Genomic DNA, 21132 nt, shown 5'->3' on the forward strand with positions numbered 1-21132 from the left:
ATGAGATCGAGGGGGATCGCCGTCGCACTGGGGTGCGCGCTGCTGCTGACAGGATGCACGGCCACGGAGTCGACGCCGACTCCGGCATCGACAACGGATTCAGCGGCCTTGGCCGCCGCCGAACGGTGCCCGGCCGGAACTCGCGTGCGCGACGAGCTCTGTCTCTCCGGCGACGAGACATCCGAAGCTCTGGCCGACATCCTGCACTCGCGGTTCGACGACGACAAGCTCTCGGCCGTCATCGCCGGAGTCTGGCACGACGGCGAGCCTCTGCTGTTCGGCGCCCTGGGCGACTCGATGCCCGGTGTGCCGGCCACGCCCGACATGCACCACATGCTCGGCAACCTGACGACGCCGATGCTGACGACGGCGTTCCTGCAGCAGGTCGAGGCCGGCGTGATCTCGCTCGACGACACGGTGTCGAAGTGGTACCCGGATCTCCCCGACGCCGACATCATCACGGTGGAGATGCTGCTCCACAACACCGCCGGATACTCGCAGTTCACGGGGCAGGCCGACTTCCTCGCCGACCTCTACGCCGATCCGTTCCGGGTGTGGACCGTCGACGACATCATCGCGATCGGCACGGCGGGCGGCCCCGTCTTCCCACCAGGTTCCGACTGGCAGTTCTCCGACACGAATTCGGCCGTGCTCGTGGGCATCCTCGCGCTGGCTACCGGCACGCCGGTCGAGAAGCTGATCCAGGACGGCGTGGTCGATCCGCTCGGCATGCACGACACCACGCTCACCCGCGACGGGAACTGGAAGCAGCCCATTCTCCAGGGCTACGACGGCGAACGCGGTGTGTGGGAGAACGTCACGGGCTGGAGCCCCACGTGGGCGCACTTCGCCGGGGGCGTCGGCAGCAACGCCCAGGATGTCGGCACCTTCCTCGACGCGCTCGCCTCGGGCGAGTTGCTCTCGAGCGAGTACCACGACATCCAGTGGGCCCCGACGACCGTGGGCATCGGCACGAACAAGCCCGACCAGTACTGGGCGATGGGGTTCCTGGTGGTGAAGGAATGGATGTTCCTGAATCCGACCATCCCCGGGTACAGCGGTGCCGGCGGCACCCTGCCGGAAGAGGGGTGGACGATGGTGGTCTACACCACGCCCTCGAAGGCCACCGACCCATCCGCGACCACCGCGACCGACATCTTCCGCGCGTTCACCGGCGTCGTGTCACCGGAGCATTCGCTCGAAGGGTGACGCCGAGGGAGACGTCGGCGTCACATTTCTGCCCCGTCACTTGTCTTAACGAGTAGACCCCGCACCGAGCCGGGCGTCATGACGGAAGGGCGAGATGATGAAGAAGGCGTTGTGGACCGCCACCTGGGAATGGCTGGCGCGCCCGTCGCACGTGCGCTCGGTGCATACGTTCCGTGTCGCGGCGGAGCGGGGTGACGACACCCGGCTGGCGACCCTGCTCGACCCCGATGTCGCCGTGGTTGTCGAGTCGGCCGATGCCGAGAATCCCACCATCGCAGTGGTGAAGGGCGCGCACGAGGCCGTCACGGTGCTCCGTCACGGGATGGCCACCGACCCGAACCTCGTCATCTCCGAGCGACCCGTGAACAGCCAGGCCGGTCTCGTGCTCGAGCGCGCCGGAGAGGTGACCGCCGCCATCACGATCGACTTCTCGCACGACCTGATCAGCCTGGTCTGGGTGCGGCTGAGGCCCAGCCTGCTGCGGCACGGCCAGCAGGGCTGACCGACCGTCACACCGTCCGGCGGCTGCGTGATCGTTCGACACCCACCCCGAACGCGGGCTGCCGCTCACGGCACCCGGGCCGTAAGGTCGGGACCATGTCCTCAGCCACACTGTCCTCGACCCCGCTCAACCGGCCCGCGCTCTCTTCCGGTGTGAAGGTCACGACGATCGTCTTCGCGGCGCTCGCCGCAGTCGGGCTCATCGTCACACTCATCCTGTTGTTCGTGACGCTGGCCTCCGTCGACACCGAGGAGTTCGGTTGGTATTTCGCGTTCTCGGTCATCGCGTCGATCCTCAACCTGATCCCGGCGGTGGTCGTGCTGATCATGGGCATAGTGAGTCGCCGCGCCGCAAGTCGTGTGCCGCTCATCGGCATCGTTCTGGGTGCCGTGGTGCTGGCCGTGCTGGCGGCGCAGTTCATCTTCCTCGCCACGGTCTGACAGTCTCGCTTCGCGGCGAAGGCTGACACACTCAGCCGAGCAGCTTCGCCTTGCCCGCCGCGAACTCGTCGTCGGACAGGATGCCCTGGGTGTGCAGATCGGCCAGCTGCTGGAGCTGAGCCATGAGATCACCACCCGCGGCCGGCGCCGCAGCGACCGGTGCGGCCACCGGGGCCGCCGCCTGCTGAGCCGCCACCGCCTGCTGCGCAGCGGCATCCATCTGGGCCTGCTGCTGCTCCTGCTCGTAGGCGGCCGCCTCCGCGGCCTGCTGATCTTTCGCGTCACGGCGGGAGCGCATCCCGCCCGACACCGCAGTCGCCGTTCCTGCGACGACCGCCGTCGTCGCCGCCGCGCGGATCAGTCCACCGCGTCTCATCCTCCGACCGAGCATGGTCGTCTCCTTCTGCTTCTTCTCGACTCGCTGAACACCGAATCCGGATGCTCAGGCGCTCGTCATCGCGACGAGCTCATTGACGACGGGGGCCGGGATCCGCTCCGAACCCAGCACCATCCCGCCGGCGCGATCGAGGGCCTGCGCGAACTCGCGCGCCCAGGCGTGTTCGACCACCAGGATCGCCGCCGAGGTGCCCGGCGCGAGCGACTCGGCGAGGTCTTCGACGTCTTCGTCACCGGCCAATCCCATCTCGGCGACCTCGAGGTCGTTCAACCCGTAGTCGTCGGCCAGCTCTTCGATCTCGAGCACCGTGAGCTCGCCCAGGTCGGAGCGGGTCACGAACAAGAGGTCGAGCAGATTGACGGTCTCGGCACGCACGAGATCCCGGATCGCGTCGACCACGTCGGTGCCCGGCCGCTCGCCGGAGAACCCGATGAGATAGATCTCGACCGGGCCGTATTCGAAATCGGTCATGGCTTCGTCCTTTCACGTCGTGCCGCTCGTCATCGCGGTGAGTCGACGCTAGTGCGGTCGCCGCCGACGCGGCTCATGCTGATCGGATGATGCCGAACCGGTGCTCAAACAGGCACAGTCGATTCGACCAGGAAAGAGGTTGGGATCATGACTGATGTCAAAGTGACCGGGTGGGTCGGTTGGGCGCTCTTCGCCGGGGTGATTCTCATCGTCAGCGGATTCTTCGGAGTCATCCAGGGTCTGGCCGCGCTGATCGGGCCCGACACCTATTACGCGGTGGGAGGCGGATCGCTGCTGCTGTTCGACGTTCAGGGCTGGGGGTGGTGGACGCTCATCATCGGTGTGCTGATGGTGCTGACCGGAGCCGCTCTCTTCACAGGCCAGACGTGGGCCCGGGTGGTGGCCATCATCCTCGCGGTGATCAGCGCCCTGGTGCAGATGTTCCTGTTGCCCGCGCAGCCGTGGTGGGCCGTGCTCGTCATTGCGATCGACGTGCTCATCATCTACGCGCTGACGGCTCACGGTCGCGAGCTCCGCGCGGCGAACTGACGGCGCGCAATCCGGTGGCGTAGTTCGCCGGCGAGAGAGGGAGAACGAGGTGACGACGGACTACACCGAGCGACTGCGGCGATTGGCGATCAACGAGGCCGGTGCCGTGGACGGTAACCCCGGGGCGTCGTTCCAAGCCGCCACCCTCGACCCGAAGACGTTGGCCTTGGTGCGGCTCGCCGCGCTGGTCGCGGTCGGGGCGGCGGAACCCTCGTTCGGTGAACAGGCGGATGCCGCGGTGAGTGCCGGGGCATCGGCCGACGAGTTGGTCGACGTGCTGGTCGGCATCAGCGCGGTGGTGGGCACTCCTCGGGTGGTGGCCGCGGCGCCGGAGTTGGCGCTCGCGCTCGGCTACGATCTCGACGACATGGCCGGCTGAGCCCGCATCCGGTCAGCCTCCGATCAGGCCGATGGCCGTCGCGCGATCGACCGCGTCGCTCCTCGACGAGACACCGAGCTTGCGGTAGATGGACCCCACTTCGGTGCTCACCGTGTTGCGCGAGACGAACAGGCGGGCTCCGATCTCGGGCATGGTGAGGTGGGTCTGCAGATAGGGCAGCAGCCGCAGTTCCGCGGGGGTCAACGGGGGCACACCGTTCGCGGCCCCGGGTGCGGCGGAGTCGACCACGCTCCGAAAGGCTCTGACGTCGTCGCCGAGCGCGCCGAGCGCCGGCCGCCGGAGTTCGATGTCGGCGATCTCTCGCAACAGGTGACGCGACGTCGTGCCGTCACCGACCGCGAAATAGGTCTTCGCGAGACTCAGCCGGGCTCGCACGGCCAGGGTGGGGGCGGCGTAGGTGCTGAACTGGCGGGCGCGCATCGCCCGCACGAGGTCGCGTTCGACCGTCGGTACGCCGCGATGCAGCGACAGTCGCGCCGCTCCGGCCAACGCCGGCACTGCGGTGGCGTAGTCGTTCAAGCGGTGCTCGGCGATCGATGCGACGGCGCTGTCGATACGGCCCGCGGCCTCCACCCACCGTCCCTGGTCCATCGCGACCATAGCGAGTTCGGCGTCGGCGAGCACGTGCACGTCGTGGTTGCCGTTGGAGACGGCCACGTCCGACGCCTCGGTGAACAGCGCTTCCGCTCCTTCGACATCGCCGGCCAAGAGCTGACCCTCCGCGGCCAGGCAGAGCGCCTGATCGCGCCAGACACTCCAGTCGGGCTCCTCCGCCAGCGCGAACGCGGCATCGGCGATGGCCTGTTCCGGGCCGTGGGCGCACATCATGGCGCGGAGCATCGCCCGTCCTGATTCGAACGAAGCCGATCCATCGGCGGGCGGTGAGTCGTAGGAGAAGCCCTCGAGCGCATCCGCCCAGCGATCGGCGGTGACCGGATGCCCGGACACCACCGCACTCCAGCCCGCCAGCACCGCGAGCGGCGGGTAGGCGGCGACGGCGCGGTCTCCGAGTGCCGTGATCCAGCGCTGAACGGTCTGCAGCTGGCCCGCCTGGTAGGTGGCGAGGGCGACGTCGGCGACCAGTCGCACGCAGCGATCGCCATCCGGGGTCTGGAGCAGGTGCTCGATCGCCATCGCGGCCGATCCGTTGCACTCGTACCAGTCTGCAGCCCGCGTGTGCAGTTCGGGGATCGACGCCGGTTCCACCCGTCGCAGTTCGCCGAGCAGGAACTCGCGGAAGAGCGGATGGTAGCGGTACCACTCGCGGCGTCGGTCGAGCGGCACGAGGAACACGTTCATCGCCTCGAGTTCCAGCAGGCGTAGCTGCGAGCCACGCTCATCCAGGAGCCCGTCGCAGAGCTCGGCCGAGAAGCTCTCGAGCACTGCGGTGCGGCGAAGGAACCGCTGCACGTCATCGGGAAGGCCGGAGAGCGATTCCCGATAGAGATAGTCGGCGACGTAGCGGTCGTCGCCGGAGACGGCGATGCTCAGGTCGGCGCCGTCATGAGCGATCTTCGCGGCGAGGTATACCCCCACCGGCCACCCCTCGGTGCGGGCGGTGACGGTGTCGGCGAGATCCGGAGAAAGCAGCAGGTCGGCTTCGGCGAAGATCTGCTGAGCGCCGTTGGCGTCCAAGGCCAGGTCGTCGACGCCGAGTTCGAGGGTGGCACCCGAGGTGCGCAGCCGCGGGAGGTGGGGTTGCTCGACGCGACTCGCTGCGACGAACTGCGAACCGGGCGGGATGCCTGCGATCACCAGGGTCAGTGCGTCGTGACACGCCGGTGAGTTGAGCTCGTGGAGATCGTCGAGCATCATCACGAACGGCTGCGGACTAGTGCGGAACGCTGCGGCGAGCCGGGGCGCCGACCGCCCGAGAACCGAGGGACCGTGCCCGCGCATGTCGTCGGCGATCGACGAATCGGCTCCGGTCGCGCGCGCGAAGGCGGAGGCGAGAAGGGTGAGCAGGGTTGCGGCGTCGTCGTCGAAGCGGTCGAGGGAGACCCAGGCGACGGGCCGGTCTTCGACCGCGGCCCACTGGGCAAGAAGGCTCGATTTGCCGTAACCCGAGGGGGCGGTGATGGCGACGACCGCTCGGCCGCTGTCACGCGCCGTGTCGATCAGGCTTGCCCGACTCACGAATCCGTCCCGGGGGGCGGGAATCGCGAGTTTGGTATCGAGCAGCAGCAGATCGAGAGTTCCCGCCCTCGGTCGCACGGCCCGAATCGTCTCGGCCACGCTCGAATCATAGAGTCGCGCATCCGCCGACTCAAGGGGTCGGGCGCTGCCCTGTGGGAACCCGCACACCTCATCCGATCGGGATGAAGCCGGGGCCGCGCTCGGGCGCTACCGTCGGGAAATCACGAGGAGGACCACCATGAATCCGGATCGCCACGCCCGTTCGATGCTGCCCATTCCCGATCGACCGGCTCCAGGTCTCACGACCTACGATGCCAAAGACCCCGACACCTCGTATCCGCCGATCGAGCCGCTGCGGCCCCCGGCGGGGGCGCCGAATGTTCTGGTCATCCTGATCGACGACGCGGGTTTCGGGTCATCGAGTGCATTCGGCGGTCCGTGCCAGACGCCGAACGCCGAGAAGCTGGCGGCCGGTGGGCTGCGCTACAACCGGTTCCACACGACGGCACTGTGCGCGCCGACACGGCAGGCATTGCTCACGGGTCGCAACCACCATTCGGTCGGCATGGGCAGCATCACCGAAACCGCGACAGCGGCGCCGGGCAACAGCTCGGTGCGCCCGAACACGAAGGCGCCGCTGGCGATGACACTGAAACTGAACGGGTATTCGACAGCCCAGTTCGGCAAATGCCATGAGGTGCCCGTGTGGCAATCGTCGCCCATGGGTCCGTTCGACGCGTGGCCCTCCGCCGGCGGCGGGTTCGAGACCTTCTACGGGTTCATCGGCGGCGAGAACAACCAGTGGGACCCGGCCTTGTACGACGGCACCACAGCGGTCGAACCGCCGGCCACTCCCGAAGAGGGGTATCACCTCACCGAGGATCTCGCCGATCACGCCGTGAACTGGCTCCGCACCCAGAAGGCCCTGATGCCGGACAAGCCGTTCTTCGTCTACTTCGCGCCCGGCGCGACCCACGCGCCGCACCATGTTCCGCAGGAATGGGCCGACAAGTACAAGGGCGCGTTCGCCGACGGATGGGACGCGCAACGCGAGCGCACCTTCGCCCGGCAGAAGGAACTCGGCGTGATCCCGGCCGACGCACTGCTGACGCCCCGGCACGCGGAGATCCCGGCGTGGGACGACATGCCCGACGCCCTCAAACCCGTGCTGGAGCGCGAGATGGAGGTCTACGCCGGATTCATGGAGCACACAGACCACCAGATCGGTCGCGTCATCGACACCATCGACGACCTGGGGGTGCTGGACGACACGATCATCTACTACATCGTCGGCGACAACGGCGCCTCCGCAGAAGGCACCCTCAATGGCGCCTTCAACGAGATGGCGAACTTCAACGGGATGGCGGCCCTGGAAACCCCCGAGTTCTTGAACTCGAAGCTGCCGGAGCTCGGCACCCCCTCGTCGTACAACCACTACGCGGTGGGGTGGGCCTGGGCGATGGACACTCCGTTCCAGTGGACCAAGCAGGTGGCCTCGCACTGGGGCGGCACCCGCAACGGAACGATCGTGCACTGGCCGAACGGCATCGCCGAGAAGGGCGGGCTGCGGTCGCAGTTCACGCATTGCATCGACATCGCACCCACCGTGCTCGCGGCCGCCGGGCTGCCGGAGCCCACGATGGTCAACGGTGTTCAGCAGTCGCCGATGGAGGGCACGAGCATGCTCTACACCTTCGACGAGCCCGAGGCGCCCGAGCGCCACGACCTGCAGTACTTCGAGATGTTCGGCAACCGCGGGCTGTACTACAAGGGCTGGAGCGCGGTGACGAAGCACCGCACGCCGTGGGAGATGGTGGGCCCGACCCTGCCGGCGTTCGACGACGACGTCTGGGAACTCTACGACGGACACGTCGACTACAGCCAGGCGCGCAACCTCGCCGCCGACGACCCGGAGATGCTGGCCAAGTTGCAGCGTTTGTGGATCATCGAGGCCACCAAATACAACGTGCTGCCGATCGACGACCGCGGTGTCGAGCGGGCGACGCCGGAGGTCGCGGGCAGGCCGACCCTCATCCACGGCAACACCCAGTTGTTGTTCTCGGGCATGGGCAGACTCTCCGAGAACAGCGTCGTGAGCATCAAGAACAAGTCGTTCCAGGTCACGGCCGAACTCGTGGTGCCCGAGGGCGGTGCCCGAGGGGTGATCGTCGCGCAGGGCGGCCGCTTCGGGGGCTGGAGCCTGTACGTGAAGGACGGCCGGGCGAAATTCGTTTACAACGTGCTCGGCATCCAGGAGTTTCCGACCGAGGCGGATCGCCCGATTCCGGCCGGCATCCACCAGGTGCGCATGGAGTTCGCCTACGACGGCGGCGGTCTCGGCAAGGGCGGCGACGTCACGCTGTTCTACGACGGCGAAGCGGTGGGCGCCGGCCGGGTGGGGGCGACTCAGGCCATGATCTTCTCGGCCGATGAGACGACGGATGTCGGCTACGAGTCCGGCACGGCGGTGACGCCCGACTACCTCACGGGCACGAGCCGGTTCAAGGGCTCCATCAATTGGGTGCAGATCGACCTCGGCGACGACGACAACGACCATTTCATCGATCCGGAGGAACGATTCCGGATCACCATGGCTCGCCAATGACGTCGGGCGTGGCCCTGCGGGCCTGAAAATCGATCGCGATGACGCGGGAACCGCTTTCGACCGCGAGTCTGCGGCACGACTTCGTGACGCCGCAGCTGGTCTCGGGCACGGTGCTCGTCAACGTCGTCATCGCGGTGGCCGACGAGAGCTCCGGAATACTCGACGTCTTCGCCATCACCATCCTGAGCGTGCTGGTGTTCTGGTCGACCGACGTCTACGTGCAGACGGTTTCTGATCAGCGCCGCCACACCGACGAAGAACCGGTGCGGATCGGTGCGTCGCTCCGCATCGCGCTGCACAAGTCGCGCGGCTTCCTGCTGGCCGGCATCCCGCCGGTCGCCTTCCTCGTCGTGGGGCTGTTCGGGCAGAACCGCGGCGCGATCGCCTACTGGGTGGCGCTGTGGGTGGGCGTCGTGATTCTCGGAGTGGTGGGCTGGATCGCCTTCGGACGCCGTGGCACGCGGTGGTACTGGCGACTCGCCGGCGCGTGCTCGACGGCGGCCTTCGGCATCCTGGCGATGCTCCTGAAGATCGTGGTGCAGTGAGGCGGGGCGCGCCCTAGAAGAGGGTGTCGTCGGCGCGCGCGACCGGCGCGGGTTCCACCAAGGGTGCCGGCCCGCCCGGGAACCCGGGGCCGGTGTCAGGCGTGCGACCGCGCGCGAAAGCCTCCGCTGCGCCGCGGGCACGGGCATCCGCCGCCTCGTTCAGCTCGTGGCCGACGTGACCCTTCACCCACTCGAAGGTGTACCGGCGACCGGCGACGGCCTCGTCGATCTCCTTGATCAGGTCGAGGTTCATCACCGGCTTGCCATCGCCCTTGCGCCAGCCCTTGCGCTTCCAGCCCGGCATCCACTTGGTCACCGTGTTGATCACGTACTGGCTGTCGCAGAGCACGTGCAAGTCGTCGTCGACGTGCGCGGTGGCCCGGAACAGCTCGAGCACCGCCTTCAACTCGCCCATGTTGTTGGTGCCGTGCGGCCAGCCGCCGGCTCCCCAGGTGTTGTCGTCGATGTACCAGGCCCAGCCTGCCGGTCCGGGGTTGCCGAGGGCCGAGCCGTCGGCGGAAGCGGTGATTGTCATCCCCTCCAGGGTAGCGGCGTCGGCACCGGATGCCGGTCACGGGCCGGCGGTGAACGGCTCGGTCGCTCTCCGTGCCGATCATTGTTCTCCGAGGATCGGGGAGCAGGATCGTGGATGCGACGCGTGGGAGCGCGCCGTCTCCGATCGAAAGGACACCACCATGGCCATGTTCGCCAAGCTCGCCGTCTCGAGCCCTGATTTCGAGAACCTCGGTCGCATCCCCGAGCGCCTCTCGGCCGATGGCGGCAACGAGACCCCCATCGTCGAGCTCTCCGGCGCGCCCGAGGGCACCGTCGAACTCGCGCTCATCGTCAACGATCCGGACGCCCCGCTGCCGAACGGCTTCACGCACTGGGTGGTCTACGGCATCCCCGCCGACGCCACGACGCTCGATCTCGCGGCCGAGGGTGTGCGAGTGGGACCGATGGGCGCCGGGCAGCCCACCTGGTACGGCCCGCAGCCGCCGGCCGGGCACGGCCCTCACCACTACTTCTTCCACGCCTACGCACTCGGCGCGCCCGTCGAGGGCACCCCCACCCGGGAGGAGTTCCTGGCGCAATACGCCGACTCCGTGCTGGAGACCGCGCGGTACGTCGGCACCTTCTCTCGGGACTGAGAGTCAGAAGGAGCCGTCGACCGCCCGCCGGTAGCGGTCGGCGATCAGGCTGAGCCGGGGGATCAACTCCTCGGGTGACTCGACCGTGAAGTCCATCATGAGCATCCCGATGTAGGCAGCCACCGTGTCGAGGCTGTCGGCGCCGGTGACCAGCACGGAGTTCTCGTCGTCGATCGGCTCGACGACGCCGACGGTGGGGTTGATGCGCGCGAGCACCTGCTCGGCGGAGGCGGCGATCCGGAGACGGGCGTGCACGTTCCAGCCGGTGGAGGCGATCGTGCGCAGCGCGAACGCCGTGTAATCCCCGCCCGGCAGGGGTTTCGGGTCGAAGCGGCGACGGGTCGGCATCCGGGGTTCGACGCGGTCGACGCGGTAGGTCGTCCACGTGGCGTCTTTCGGATCTCGAGCCACCAGGTGCCAGCGCCGCTGCCAGCTGAGCAAGCGGTAGGGCTCCACCAGCCGTGGCGCGCCGTCGTAGTCGAAGCGGAACCACTCGACGTCGTGGATGGCGGCCGCGATGGCCTGGAGCACCCGGGCGTCGACCTCGGGATCGGGGGCATCCGTGCCGACGTTCTCGGGCGCGCGGTCGATGGTCGAACGCAGGGCGTCGACGGTGGGGCGGAGATGCGAGGGGAGCACGTGCTCGAGTTTCGAGAGGGCGCGCGTGCCGGCCTCTTCGACGCCGGCGATCCCGGCCGCCACGCGCAGACCGACCGTGACAGCCACGGCCTCCTCGTCGTCGAGGAGGAGTGGGGGGAGCTTGCCGCCCGCGCCGAGGCGATAGCCGCCGGCGGAGCCCCGGGTCGCGTCGACCGGATAGCCGAGATCGCGAAGGCGCTCGACGTCGTGCCGCACCGTGCGAGCCGAGACGTCCAGGCGCTCGGAGAGCTCGCGCCCGGTGCGTTCCGGGCCGCTCTGCAAGAGGGCGAGCAGGGCCAGCAAGCGCGCTGTCGGGTCGGTCATGAGATCTCCTTCACGTCGATTCTCATTAGGAACGCATCCTACCTAATGGGTCCGTATCGTCGAGGACATGGACAACGCAACCACTCCTCAGCTCGCCATCCGCCCCTTCACCGTCTCGGTCTCCGAGACCGAAATCGCCGACCTGCACGACCGGCTCTCCCGCACCCGTCTGCCGCAGCCTTCGCCCGCCGACGACTGGGACGCCGGCACTCCCAACAGCTACCTGCGCGAAGCCCTCGCCGCCTGGCGCGAGTTCGACTGGCCGGCCGCCGAGGCGAGGATCAACGCCGTGCCCCATTTCGTCGCCGAGGTCGACGGGCAGCCGATCCACTTCATCCACGTGCGCTCCGGCAACCCGGATGCCACACCGCTGCTGCTCGCCCACACCTACCCGGGGTCGTCCGTCGACTACCTCGACCTGATCGACCAGCTCGTCGACCCGGTCGCGCACGGCGGTCGCGCGGAGGACGCCTTCGACGTGGTGATCCCGGATGCGCCGGGTTACGGATTCTCGCAGCCGCTCACGGAGTCGGGCTGGACCACAGCGCGGGTCGCCCGGGCCTACGACGAGCTCATGCGCGGTCTCGGCTACGAGCGCTACGGCATCCATGGCTCGGACAACGGCGCCATGGTGGCACGCGAACTCGGGTTGCTGAACCCCGACGGCTTCCTCGGCCTGCACGTGCTGCAGCTCTTCTCGTTCCCCTCGGGCGACCCGGCGGAGTTCGAGAAGCTGGAGCCGGCCGATTACGCGGGACTCGAGCACATGCAGTGGTTCCAGTCGGTCGGTGGCTACAACGCGATGAACGCCTCGCGACCGCAGACCGTGGCGGTGGGGCTCAGCGATTCGCCGCTCGGACTGCTGGCTTACAGCGAACTGTTCAACAACTTCGGCAACGGCACCTCGCTCGTGCCGTTGGAGAAGATCCTGCTCGAAGTGAGCGTGAACTGGTTCGCCAACGCCGCCGCGGGCATGAGCCGGAGCTATCTCGAGAACGCACGAGCGGAGGCCAAGGCGCAGGTCAACAGTGCTCCGACCGGTGTCGCGGTGTTCAAGGACGACTTCCAGACCATCCGTGTCTTCGCCGAGCGCGACAACGACAACATCGTGCACTGGAGTCGCTTCGACGAGGGCGGCCACTTCGCGGCCCTCGAGCGCCCCGATCTCGTGGTCGGCGACATCCGCGCCTTCTTCGCCGCGCTCAGCTGAGCCCTCGGAATCGAGCTGCTTCGCGACTACAGTGCTGCCATGAGCACGTTGCTCTCGTTGAACGTCGGACTGCCGAAGGATGTGCCGTGGCAGGGCGAGACGGTGCACACGGGCATCTACAAGACGCCGGTCGACGGAGCCCGCATGGTGCGCCGGCTCAACATCGACGGCGACGGGCAGGGCGACTTGGCCGGCCATGGTGGTGAGCAGCGCGCCGTGTTCGTCTACCAGCAGCAGTCCTACGCGCACTGGGCCGAATTCTTGGGGCGCGACGACCTCACGCCGGGCTGCTTCGGCGAGAACTTCACGGTCGACGGCCTGCCCGACGACGAGGTGTGCATCGGCGACCGCTACCGCATCGGTGACGCCGAATTCGAAGTCACCCAGCCCCGCGTCACCTGCTTCCGGGTGGGGCTCCGACTGGCCGAACCCCGGATGCCCGCCCTCCTCGTCGGCCATCGCCGACCAGGGTTCTACTTCCGCGTCATCACGGAAGGTGAGGTGCGGGCGGGCGACGCGATCGTGAAGACGCGAACCGGGCCGCACGCCCTCACCGTGACCCGCACGGACGGCCTGCTCTACCTCCCGCACCGTTCCGACGACGACCTCCGCAAAGCGGTCGACATCCCCGCACTCAGCCCGGGTTGGCAGCAGTCGTTCCACGACTTGCTCGGCACCGACCTCGCGGATGCCACGGTGATCGGCCCGACCATCGGCACGCGGCCGGGCTGGAACGGGTTCCGGCCCATGACGGTCAGCAAGACCGTTGCCGAGACGGCTGTCACGACATCCGTCTACCTGACAGCCGACGGCGGGCCGCCGATCGACACCCCGCTGCCCGGGCAATACCTCACGCTGCGTGTCGCGCTGCCCGACGGCGCCACCGCGGTGCGGAGCTACTCGATCTCGGGCATACCCGACGGGACCAGCTATCGCATCACGGTCAAGCGTGAAGACCACGGGCAGATCAGCCGCTACATCCACGACCAGCTGCGTGTCGGCGCCGATCTGGAGGTCGCCGCGCCACGCGGAGAGTTCGTGCTGCGTGACGCCGCCGATCCCGTGCTCCTGGTCTCGGCCGGAGTGGGCGTCACACCGGTGATCTCGATGCTCCGTCGTCTCGCCGAGGCGGGCAGCGAGCGGGAGATCTGGTGGATCCAAGCGGCCAGGACACCCGACGAGCAGATCTTCGCCCGCGAGGCCGGCGACTACCTGAAGGAGCTGCCCAACGCCCACGCGGTCACGTTCTACACGCGGTACACCACCCCGATCGAGGGAAGCCTCGCGGGTCGGCCGACCGAGGAGCGGCTGCGCGAGCTCGGGGTGCCGACACGGGCGGCGGCCTACGTCTGCGGGCCGGCCGGGTTCATCGCCGACGTCACCAGCGCGCTCGGCGACCTCGGGCTCGACCCCGGCTCGATCTACAGCGAAGTGTTCACCACGTTGGCTCCGATCCACCCCGGCGTCGTGGCGCATGCCAGCGTCAGCCCGCATCAACCGACCGGCCCTCCCGGAACCGGGCCGGCCGTCACCTTCGCCCGGAGCGGCCTGACCGTGCGCTGGCGCAGCGACGACAGCTCCTTGCTCGGTCTCGCGGAAGCGAGCGACGTGCCCACCCGATTCTCCTGCCGTGCGGGGGTGTGTCACACGTGTGTGACTCCGTTGATCGCCGGAGAGGTGAGTTACGACCCCGACCCGCTCGAACTGCCGCCCGACGGCCAGGTGCTGGTCTGCTGTGCTCTTCCCACCGGCGACATCGTGCTCGACGCCTGATCCAGAAAAATGTTCACGACGATCTGCGCGATCCCGTCACAGGTTCGGATGGTGCCCGGTCTGAGTGGGTAGGGATCCCCATCCGTCGCACGAACGCCCGCACAGGAGGACACGACCATGGCCGAGAAGACGCCCGAGTCGGAGCACGAGCTCGAGCCGGGGCCGACGACCCTCCGGAACGACACCGGCGGGCTCGACGACGCGGCCGCCGTGTTCGCCGAGGTGCGCGGCCGCCTCTTCGGCATCGCCTATCGCATGCTCGGCAGCTCCGCCGATGCCGAAGACATCGTGCAAGACGTCTGGCTGCGCTGGCAGACCTACGACCGGAGCGTCGTGCTCGAACCCGCGGCCTTTCTCGCCACGGCCACCACGCGGCTCTCGATCAACATGCTGCAGTCGGCACGGATGCGCCGGGAGACTTACATCGGGCCGTGGCTCCCCGAACCGATCAACACGCGCGACGACCCCGAGCTGGGTGCCGAACGGGGCGAGGCGCTCGAGTTCGCCATGATGTTGTTGCTCGAGAAGCTGACGCCCACCGAGCGGGCCGCCTACGTGCTGCGCGAGGCCTTTGACTACCCCTACGACCAGATCGCTCAGATCGTTCAGCTCAAGGAGCCCGCGACGCGGCAGCTCGTCAGCCGTGCCCGAAAGCGACTCGCCTCCGAACGCCGCACGGCGGTGGCGGCCACCGAGCAGCAGCGGTTGCTCGTGGCCTTCATGCAGGCCGCCCAGACGGGCGACGTCACGGCTCTCGAAGAGCTTTTCGCGGCCGACGTGGTGAGCTACACCGACGGCAACGGTGCCAAGCTCGCCGCACGCATCCCGGTGATGGGCCGCAGCCGCGTGGCCAAGTTCATCGCCGCGTTCTCCAGCCATTTCTGGATCGGCAAGACCATCGAGTGGGTCGAGTTCAACGGCCGGCCGGGCGTCGCCGTGGTCGAAGACGGGGTCGTCACCACCTCGCTCGCCGTCACGATCGGCGACGACGGGATCGAGCAGCTCCTGTGGACGATGAACCCCGAGAAGCTCGGCCGCGTCCTACCCACCGCAGGCCTGTGACGCCCGGCAGCGACGACCTGTTCAGCGACCGTGGACGGCTCGTCGACATCGCCCGGGGGATACTGGCCACCCCAGCCGAAGCCGAACGCGCCGTCGACCTCACGTTCGCGCGGTGGCTCGAACTCTCGCCCGAAGAGCGCGCATCGACCGGATCACGCCGCGACCGGCTGACCGAGATCCTCGCCCGCATCTGCCTCGACCTGCTAGGGCACACGCCGGGGCCGCTGCCGGTGGTGTCGTCAGCGCCCGCATCGTCGTCGAAGGCGTCGCCGTCGACAGCATCCGCGTCGTCGAAGGCGTCGTCGCCGAGCGAACCGGCCGACCGTGTCACGCTCGACGACTCGATGTACATGCTGCTGCTCGTGGTGCTCGATTCGCTGAGGCCCGAGGAGCGGGTCGCGTTCATCCTGCACGACGTGTTCGGTGTGGCATATCGGGGGATCGCCGACGTGGTCGGCCGGTCGCCGGATGAGGCGCGGGAGCTGGCCCGCTCGGCCCGCCGTCAGATCCAGCAGCAGCGTCTGCAGGAGTCGCCGCCCGATCGCCATCGCACCGTCGTGCTCGATCTGCTGAGCGCCGTGGAGGCGAAGAACGTGGGCCGTGTGCGCGAGCTGCTGCACGACGACGTGATCGCCCTGGTCGACACCGGAGGCACGGCGGATGTCGCGCCCGCGCCCATCGGCGACGCCGAGAGGGTGGCGCGGCTGCTCGTTGCGCTGGCCGGTTTGTCGCCGGCCGTGACGGTGACGGCGCAGCCGGTCAACGATCGCCTCGGCATCGTGGCGCGCCGGGACGGGCGTGTGGTCGGTGTGGTGAGCGTGAGTGTCGCGGCCGACGCGATCCGCGACATCTGGATCGTGCTGGCCCCCGACAAGCTCCGCCGCTGGAACGACGTCTGAGCACCATAACCGGGCTGCTGTCACCGACCGCTTCCGACGGGTGTCGAAGAAGTCGCTAAGCTGCCCCCGTGTCCGATCCCACAGCCGCCTCGTCTCCGTCCTCCGCCAGCCGGGTCACGCGCTCGGCGCCGGTCAACACGGCGGGGTGGAGTAAGTCGGCGAACCGCTCGCTCTTGCTCGCCTGGCTGATTCCTGCGGCGAACCTCGTCGTCAACTTTCTCGAGGCCTACCTGCTGAGAGGCGCGACGTCGCCGGTGCTGACGTGGATCGGCATGATCGTGCACACGCTGGTGATCGGGGCGCTCTGCGTGGAGGCGATCCGCTACGGCCGTGCCGGCCTGCGGGAGACCGCCGGTGACGCGATGAGCGGTCGCGGTCGGGCCAAGGCCGGCATTGGCCTCAGCATCGCCTTCGTGACCCTCACACTGGGCCTGACGATCATGAATCTCGTCCTCGCCGCCCAGCGCTAGCGCCCGGGCCCGGGTTGCGAACCGGGCGACGGCGGGTTAGCGTGTCTCCTGTAAACGTTTACGAGAACGTTTACAGTCGCCCGAAGGGCGCCTTCCGATGACGTGAGGAGTGCCGTGCCCCAGACGAAGAAGTCCACGCTGGTGCTGGTCGCCGAGCGTGCAGGCGTCTCCATCGCCTCCGTCTCGCGCGTGATGAACGGACTGCCCGCCTCGCCGCAGGTGGTCGAACGTGTGCGACAGGCGGCCGACGAACTGGGCTATGTTCCGGATGCCACGGCCCGCTCGCTGAAGGCCGGCAAGACCGACCAGATCGCCCTCGCCGTCGCCGACGTCGGAAACCCGGTCTACGTCGGCATGATGCACGAGATCTCCCGCGTGGTGACGAAGGCCGGCTATCGCCTGGTCATCTCGTCGACCGGAAGCGACCCGCAAGACCAGATCGACCTGCTCACCGGCCTCAACCGCGGCTTCGCCGACGGCCTCATCCTGAGCCCCCTCCGCGTCACCGACGAACTCGGCGCCCAGCTGCGCGCCAGCCGCCTGCCGATCGTCATCATCGGTTCGCTCCCGGCCGGCGTCGAACTCGACAACGTGCGTGCCGACTCCGTGCGCGGCATCGCCCTCGCCGTCGACCACCTCATCGAGCAGGGTCGCCAGCGCATCGCCTTCATCAACGGTCCGGTCGACACCGTGCCGGGCGCCGCTCGCCTCAACGGCTACCTGCGCGCCCTCACCGAGCAGGGCCGCCCGCAGAACGCCGACGCCCAGGTGAACGCGAGCGACTTCACCTACCGCGCCGGCCTCAAGGCCGCAGCCGCCCTGCTCGACCAGACCACCCCCGATGCCATCGTGTGCGCCAACGACCTCCTCGCCGTGGCGGCCATGAAGGTCATCTCCAAGCGCGGACTGCGGATTCCGGATGACATCGCCATCGTCGGCATGGACGACACCGACATCGCCGACCTGGCTCAGCCGGCCATCACGAGCGTCGACCTGCGTTCCATCAAGCGCGCCCGCGTCGCCGCCAAGCTGCTGCTGCGCCGTCTCGAGAACCCGCAGGCCCCGGTGGAGCAGGTCGTGATCGAGCCGAAACTGGTGGTGCGAGCCTCCTCGGTGAAGGAATGCGCGGAGGCCGAGCTGTGACCACGACGGCCCAGTCGGTGATCATCCCGACCACCCCGCCCGACCCGAACGACGGCAAGCGCCGCAAGCGCCCGAAGGTGGGCGGCATCCACCGCGGAGGCCGCGACGCGTGGCTGCTCGTGCTGCCCGCCCTCATTCCCGTGGTGCTCTTCAGCGTCTACCCGCTCGCTCAGGGCATCCTGCTCGGGTTCACGGATGCGAAAGCCGGCCTCAACCAGACCGTCACCTTCAACGGGCTCGACAACTATGCGCAGCTGCTCAGCAACGAGTTGTTCTGGAACTCGTTCCGGATCGGGCTGATCTGGGCGTTCGGGGTGACGATCCTGCAGTTCTTCTGCGCACTCGGGCTCGCCCTGCTGCTGAACCTCGACCTGAAGCTGCGCTGGCTCGCCCGCACCCTCGCGCTCGTGCCGTGGGCGATGCCGCCCGTGATCATCGCCATCATGTGGCGCCTGATGCTCAACCCGACCTACGGCCCGATCAACGGCTTCCTCCGCTCCATCGGCCTGCCGGGCGACATCAACTGGCTCGGCGACTTCTCGACCGCGCTCCCCGCCGTCATCGTCGTCGGCGTCTGGGCCGGGATGCCGCAGACCACGATCACCCTGCTCGCAGGCCTCCAGAACGTGTCGGCCGAGCTGCACGAGGCCGCCGCCATCGACGGCGCGAGCACGTTCAGACGCTTCTGGCACATCACGCTTCCGTCGCTCCGGCCGGTCATCGTGGCCATCACCACCCTCGACCTGATCTGGAACTTCAACTCCTTCGCCCTGGTCTACGTGCTCACGGCCGGCGGGCCAGGAGGTCAGACCATGCTGCCCATGCTCTTCGCCTACAACGAGGCCTTCCGCTACGGCAACTTCGGTTACGCGGCGGCGATGGGCAACGTGATGGTGATCATCATCGCCGCGTTCCTGTTCTTCTATCTGCGCAGCCAGGCAAGGAGCCGCCTCTCATGACGACCGCTACCCTGGCCGGCACGCGCAGCCGCCGCATCACGCGGCCGCTGCAGTACGTCGCTCTCGCCGCCTACATCATCTTTCTCGGCTTCCCGCTGTTGTTCCTGCTCATCACGGCGTTCAAGACGCCGCAAGAACTGCAGTCACCCAATCCCGCGTTCCTGCCGCAACAGTTCAACTTCGACAACTTCGCCGCCGCGATCGAGAAGGCGAACCTGTGGCAGGCCGCTGGCAACAGCCTCTTCGTGGCCGTGCTGACCACCCTCATCGTGACGGTGATCTCGTTGCCGGCCGCCTACGCCCTGGCCCGGTTCCGCACGAAGCTGCGGGGCGTCGCGACCGGCTGGATCCTGCTCAGCCAGGTGTTCCCGTTCATCCTCATCATCATCCCGCTCTTCCTCGTGCTGAAGCAGATCGGGCTCATCAACAACCTCTTCGGGTTGGTGCTCGTCTACACGGTGTGGTCGCTGCCCTTCGCGCTCTGGATGTTGCAGGGCTACGTCGCCGGCGTGCCCGCCGAGCTGGAGGAGGCCGGCGCGATGGACGGCGCGAGCCGCTTCCGGGTGCTGCGTTCGATCGTGCTGCCGCTGCTCGCGCCCGGACTCGTGGCCACGAGCCTGTTCACCTTCATCTCGTCGTGGAACGAGTTCTTCTTCGCCCTGGTGCTCATCCAGGATCCGAAGCTGCAGACCCTGCCGTTGACCCTCGCCCGATTCGTCGGCGCAGAGGGCCAGGTGCAGTTGGGTCAGCTGGCCGCGGCATCGCTGCTGGCGACCATCCCGAGCCTGATCTTCTTCGCCCTCATCCAGCGCCGACTCACGTCGGGCTTGATGAGCGGCGCCGTCAAAGGCTGACGACCACCCAAGAGAAGCATCACAACAAAGGAGAGAACCATGAGAAGAAAGGCGTTGCTGGGCATTGGAGCCCTCGCTGTCGCCGGACTGCTGGGCGGATGCGCGTTCGGCGGCGGAGGCACCGCCACGACGAGCACTCCCGACGGCCCCGTCACCCTGACCTTCCAGAGCCTGGCCTACCAGGACTCCACGGTCGCCGCGACGCAGAAGATCGTCGACGACTGGAACGCCGACAACCCCGACATCCAGATCGACCTGGTGCAGGGCAGCTGGGACAACGTGCACGACCAGCTCGTGACGCAGTTCCAGGGCGACACCGCGCCCGACATCATCCACGACGAGTCGAGCGACATCATGGGGTTCGCGAACCAGGGCTACCTGGCCGACATCAGCCCCTACCTCAGCGACGACGTGAAGAGCGCCGTCTCCGACGACGTGTGGGAGACGGTCACCACTTCCGACGGAAAGATCGTGGCCGCGCCGACGCTGCTGCAGACCTACGTCGTGTTCGCGAACACCGACGCATTCTCGGCGGCGGGCGTGCCGGTGCCGAGCGGCGACTCGCTCAGCTGGGACGACCTGCAGGCCGATGCGAAGCAGCTCACCAGCGGCGGAAACTTCGGCGTCGGCTGGGGCCTCAAGCAGCCGACCGCTGCGGTGATGAACACCGCGCTCGGGTTCGGCGGCACCTTCTTCGACGTCTCCGACGACGGATCGGCCACGATCGACGTCGGTGAGGGCGAGCTCGCGGTGCCCGAGAAGATCCACGCCATGGCCTACGACGATGCCTCGCTCGACCCGGTCACGCTGACCCAGTCGGGTTCGGATGTTCTCCCCGGCTTCCTCGGCGGCAAGTACGCCATGTACATCGGCGGCAACTTCCTCGCCCAGCAGATCACCGAGTCGGCCCCGGCCGGCTTCAACTGGACCGTACTGCCGCCTCTCGCCGGCAGCGACGGACCGGTGCAGGCCGCGAACCCGCAGACCATGTCGGTCTCGGCGCAGAGCAAGTACCCCGAGCAGGCCGCGAAGTTCATCGACTACTTCATGAACCCCGAGAACCAGGCTGCGCTGGCCCAGGGTGACTGGCTCATCCCGACCTCGTCGGATGCCCGTGACGTGGTGGCCGAGCAGACCACCGACGTGCCGGTCTGGTCTCCGATCCTGAAGTCGGGTGAAGACCTCTCGGGTGCTCCGTTCCAGAAAGCCACCAACTACCCGCAGTGGAAAGACCAGTACGCCACTCCGGGGCTGCAGCAATACTTCGCGAACTCGATCAGTCTCGACGACCTGAAGAAGCAGCTGACCGACGGCTGGGACTCGATCGGCGGATGACCGGATGCCGCGTGCCGCCGTTTCGGGTGGGCACGCGGCTCCGGCTCCGGCCGATCGCA

22 protein-coding genes are annotated in these 21132 nt (G+C 68.1%); 17 read left to right on the forward strand and 5 right to left on the reverse strand.

The window, feature by feature from the left end; translation table 11 throughout:
- The 3 genes from N1027_RS09600 (at position 1) to N1027_RS09610 (ending at position 2151) form a co-directional block, all read left to right on the forward strand.
- Positions 1-1209, forward strand: a complete 1209-nt coding sequence (locus N1027_RS09600; RefSeq protein ID WP_259507238.1) for a serine hydrolase domain-containing protein — start codon at positions 1-3, stop codon at positions 1207-1209.
- Positions 1210-1306: 97 nt separating this feature from the next.
- Positions 1307-1711: a hypothetical protein gene (locus tag N1027_RS09605; RefSeq protein WP_259507239.1), complete on the forward strand. Its 405-nt coding sequence runs from the start codon at positions 1307-1309 to the stop codon at positions 1709-1711.
- A gap of 95 nt (positions 1712-1806) precedes the next feature.
- Positions 1807-2151, forward strand: a complete 345-nt coding sequence (locus tag N1027_RS09610; protein WP_259507241.1) for a hypothetical protein — start codon at positions 1807-1809, stop codon at positions 2149-2151.
- Positions 2152-2182: 31 nt separating this feature from the next.
- Here N1027_RS09610 and N1027_RS09615 read toward each other — a convergent pair whose 3' ends face one another.
- On the reverse strand, positions 2183-2527 hold the full coding sequence (locus N1027_RS09615) for an SHOCT domain-containing protein (RefSeq protein WP_372499718.1): 345 nt from the start codon (positions 2525-2527) through the stop codon (positions 2183-2185).
- A gap of 66 nt (positions 2528-2593) precedes the next feature.
- The gene (locus tag N1027_RS09620) at positions 2594-3019 is read right to left on the reverse strand and encodes a DUF6325 family protein (RefSeq protein WP_259507245.1); all 426 of its coding nucleotides are present in this window, start codon (positions 3017-3019) and stop codon (positions 2594-2596) included.
- A gap of 147 nt (positions 3020-3166) precedes the next feature.
- Between N1027_RS09620 and N1027_RS09625 the strand changes: the two genes are divergently transcribed.
- Complete coding sequence (locus N1027_RS09625; protein ID WP_259507246.1) at positions 3167-3568, forward strand: DUF7144 family membrane protein; 402 nt, start codon at positions 3167-3169, stop codon at positions 3566-3568.
- 49 nt (positions 3569-3617) lie between these two features.
- Positions 3618-3947 carry a carboxymuconolactone decarboxylase family protein gene (locus N1027_RS09630; protein ID WP_259507247.1) on the forward strand — a complete coding sequence of 110 codons (330 nt, stop codon included), beginning with the start codon at positions 3618-3620 and terminating at the stop codon, positions 3945-3947.
- 12 nt (positions 3948-3959) lie between these two features.
- On the opposite strand, the gene N1027_RS09635 is transcribed toward N1027_RS09630, so the two are convergent.
- Entirely contained in the window at positions 3960-6203 is a 2244-nt protein-coding gene (locus N1027_RS09635; RefSeq protein WP_259507249.1) for a winged helix-turn-helix domain-containing protein, read from the reverse strand.
- 139 nt (positions 6204-6342) lie between these two features.
- Between N1027_RS09635 and N1027_RS09640 the strand changes: the two genes are divergently transcribed.
- Both N1027_RS09640 and N1027_RS09645 read left to right on the forward strand, forming a co-directional pair.
- Positions 6343-8709: an arylsulfatase gene (locus N1027_RS09640; protein WP_259507251.1), complete on the forward strand. Its 2367-nt coding sequence runs from the start codon at positions 6343-6345 to the stop codon at positions 8707-8709.
- A gap of 38 nt (positions 8710-8747) precedes the next feature.
- Positions 8748-9254 (forward strand): hypothetical protein, encoded by a 507-nt coding sequence (locus N1027_RS09645; protein WP_259507253.1) that lies wholly within the window; start codon positions 8748-8750, stop codon positions 9252-9254.
- A 13-nt stretch (positions 9255-9267) separates the two neighbouring features.
- Here the strand turns inward: N1027_RS09645 and N1027_RS09650 are convergent, their stop codons facing one another.
- On the reverse strand, positions 9268-9789 hold the full coding sequence (locus N1027_RS09650) for a ribonuclease H family protein (protein WP_372499704.1): 522 nt from the start codon (positions 9787-9789) through the stop codon (positions 9268-9270).
- 160 nt (positions 9790-9949) lie between these two features.
- Between N1027_RS09650 and N1027_RS09655 the strand changes: the two genes are divergently transcribed.
- Positions 9950-10405: a YbhB/YbcL family Raf kinase inhibitor-like protein gene (locus tag N1027_RS09655; RefSeq protein ID WP_259507255.1), complete on the forward strand. Its 456-nt coding sequence runs from the start codon at positions 9950-9952 to the stop codon at positions 10403-10405.
- Between the two features lie 3 nt (positions 10406-10408).
- Here N1027_RS09655 and N1027_RS09660 read toward each other — a convergent pair whose 3' ends face one another.
- Positions 10409-11368 carry a helix-turn-helix transcriptional regulator gene (locus tag N1027_RS09660; RefSeq protein WP_259507256.1) on the reverse strand — a complete coding sequence of 320 codons (960 nt, stop codon included), beginning with the start codon at positions 11366-11368 and terminating at the stop codon, positions 10409-10411.
- 67 nt (positions 11369-11435) lie between these two features.
- On the opposite strand from N1027_RS09660, the gene N1027_RS09665 reads away from it, so the two are divergent.
- The 9 genes from N1027_RS09665 to N1027_RS09705 all read left to right on the forward strand — a co-directional run bounded on the left by N1027_RS09665 (position 11436) and on the right by N1027_RS09705 (position 21073).
- Entirely contained in the window at positions 11436-12578 is a 1143-nt protein-coding gene (locus N1027_RS09665; RefSeq protein WP_259507258.1) for an epoxide hydrolase family protein, read from the forward strand.
- Between the two features lie 39 nt (positions 12579-12617).
- Positions 12618-14351 carry an MOSC and FAD-binding oxidoreductase domain-containing protein gene (locus N1027_RS09670; protein WP_259507260.1) on the forward strand — a complete coding sequence of 578 codons (1734 nt, stop codon included), beginning with the start codon at positions 12618-12620 and terminating at the stop codon, positions 14349-14351.
- A 117-nt stretch (positions 14352-14468) separates the two neighbouring features.
- Positions 14469-15413, forward strand: coding sequence for an RNA polymerase sigma-70 factor (locus N1027_RS09675; protein WP_259507261.1), 945 nt, complete (start codon positions 14469-14471; stop codon positions 15411-15413).
- Complete coding sequence (locus N1027_RS09680; protein WP_259507263.1) at positions 15410-16312, forward strand: sigma factor-like helix-turn-helix DNA-binding protein; 903 nt, start codon at positions 15410-15412, stop codon at positions 16310-16312. The genes N1027_RS09675 and N1027_RS09680 overlap by 4 nt, the downstream gene beginning before the upstream one ends.
- Before the next feature lie 68 nt (positions 16313-16380).
- Positions 16381-16782, forward strand: coding sequence for a hypothetical protein (locus N1027_RS09685; RefSeq protein ID WP_259507265.1), 402 nt, complete (start codon positions 16381-16383; stop codon positions 16780-16782).
- A gap of 114 nt (positions 16783-16896) precedes the next feature.
- Positions 16897-17925, forward strand: coding sequence for a LacI family DNA-binding transcriptional regulator (locus N1027_RS09690; RefSeq protein ID WP_259507267.1), 1029 nt, complete (start codon positions 16897-16899; stop codon positions 17923-17925).
- Entirely contained in the window at positions 17922-18884 is a 963-nt protein-coding gene (locus N1027_RS09695) for a carbohydrate ABC transporter permease (protein ID WP_259507268.1), read from the forward strand. Before N1027_RS09690 ends, N1027_RS09695 begins: the two co-directional genes overlap by 4 nt.
- Positions 18881-19738, forward strand: a complete 858-nt coding sequence (locus tag N1027_RS09700) for a carbohydrate ABC transporter permease (RefSeq protein ID WP_259507270.1) — start codon at positions 18881-18883, stop codon at positions 19736-19738. The genes N1027_RS09695 and N1027_RS09700 overlap by 4 nt, the downstream gene beginning before the upstream one ends.
- 39 nt (positions 19739-19777) lie before the next feature.
- Positions 19778-21073: an ABC transporter substrate-binding protein gene (locus N1027_RS09705; RefSeq protein ID WP_259507271.1), complete on the forward strand. Its 1296-nt coding sequence runs from the start codon at positions 19778-19780 to the stop codon at positions 21071-21073.
- Positions 21074-21132: the final 59 nt, after the last annotated feature.

Origin of the sequence: Herbiconiux aconitum (assembly GCF_024979235.1) — a bacterium.
Classification (GTDB): Bacteria; Actinomycetota; Actinomycetes; order Actinomycetales; family Microbacteriaceae; genus Herbiconiux; species Herbiconiux aconitum.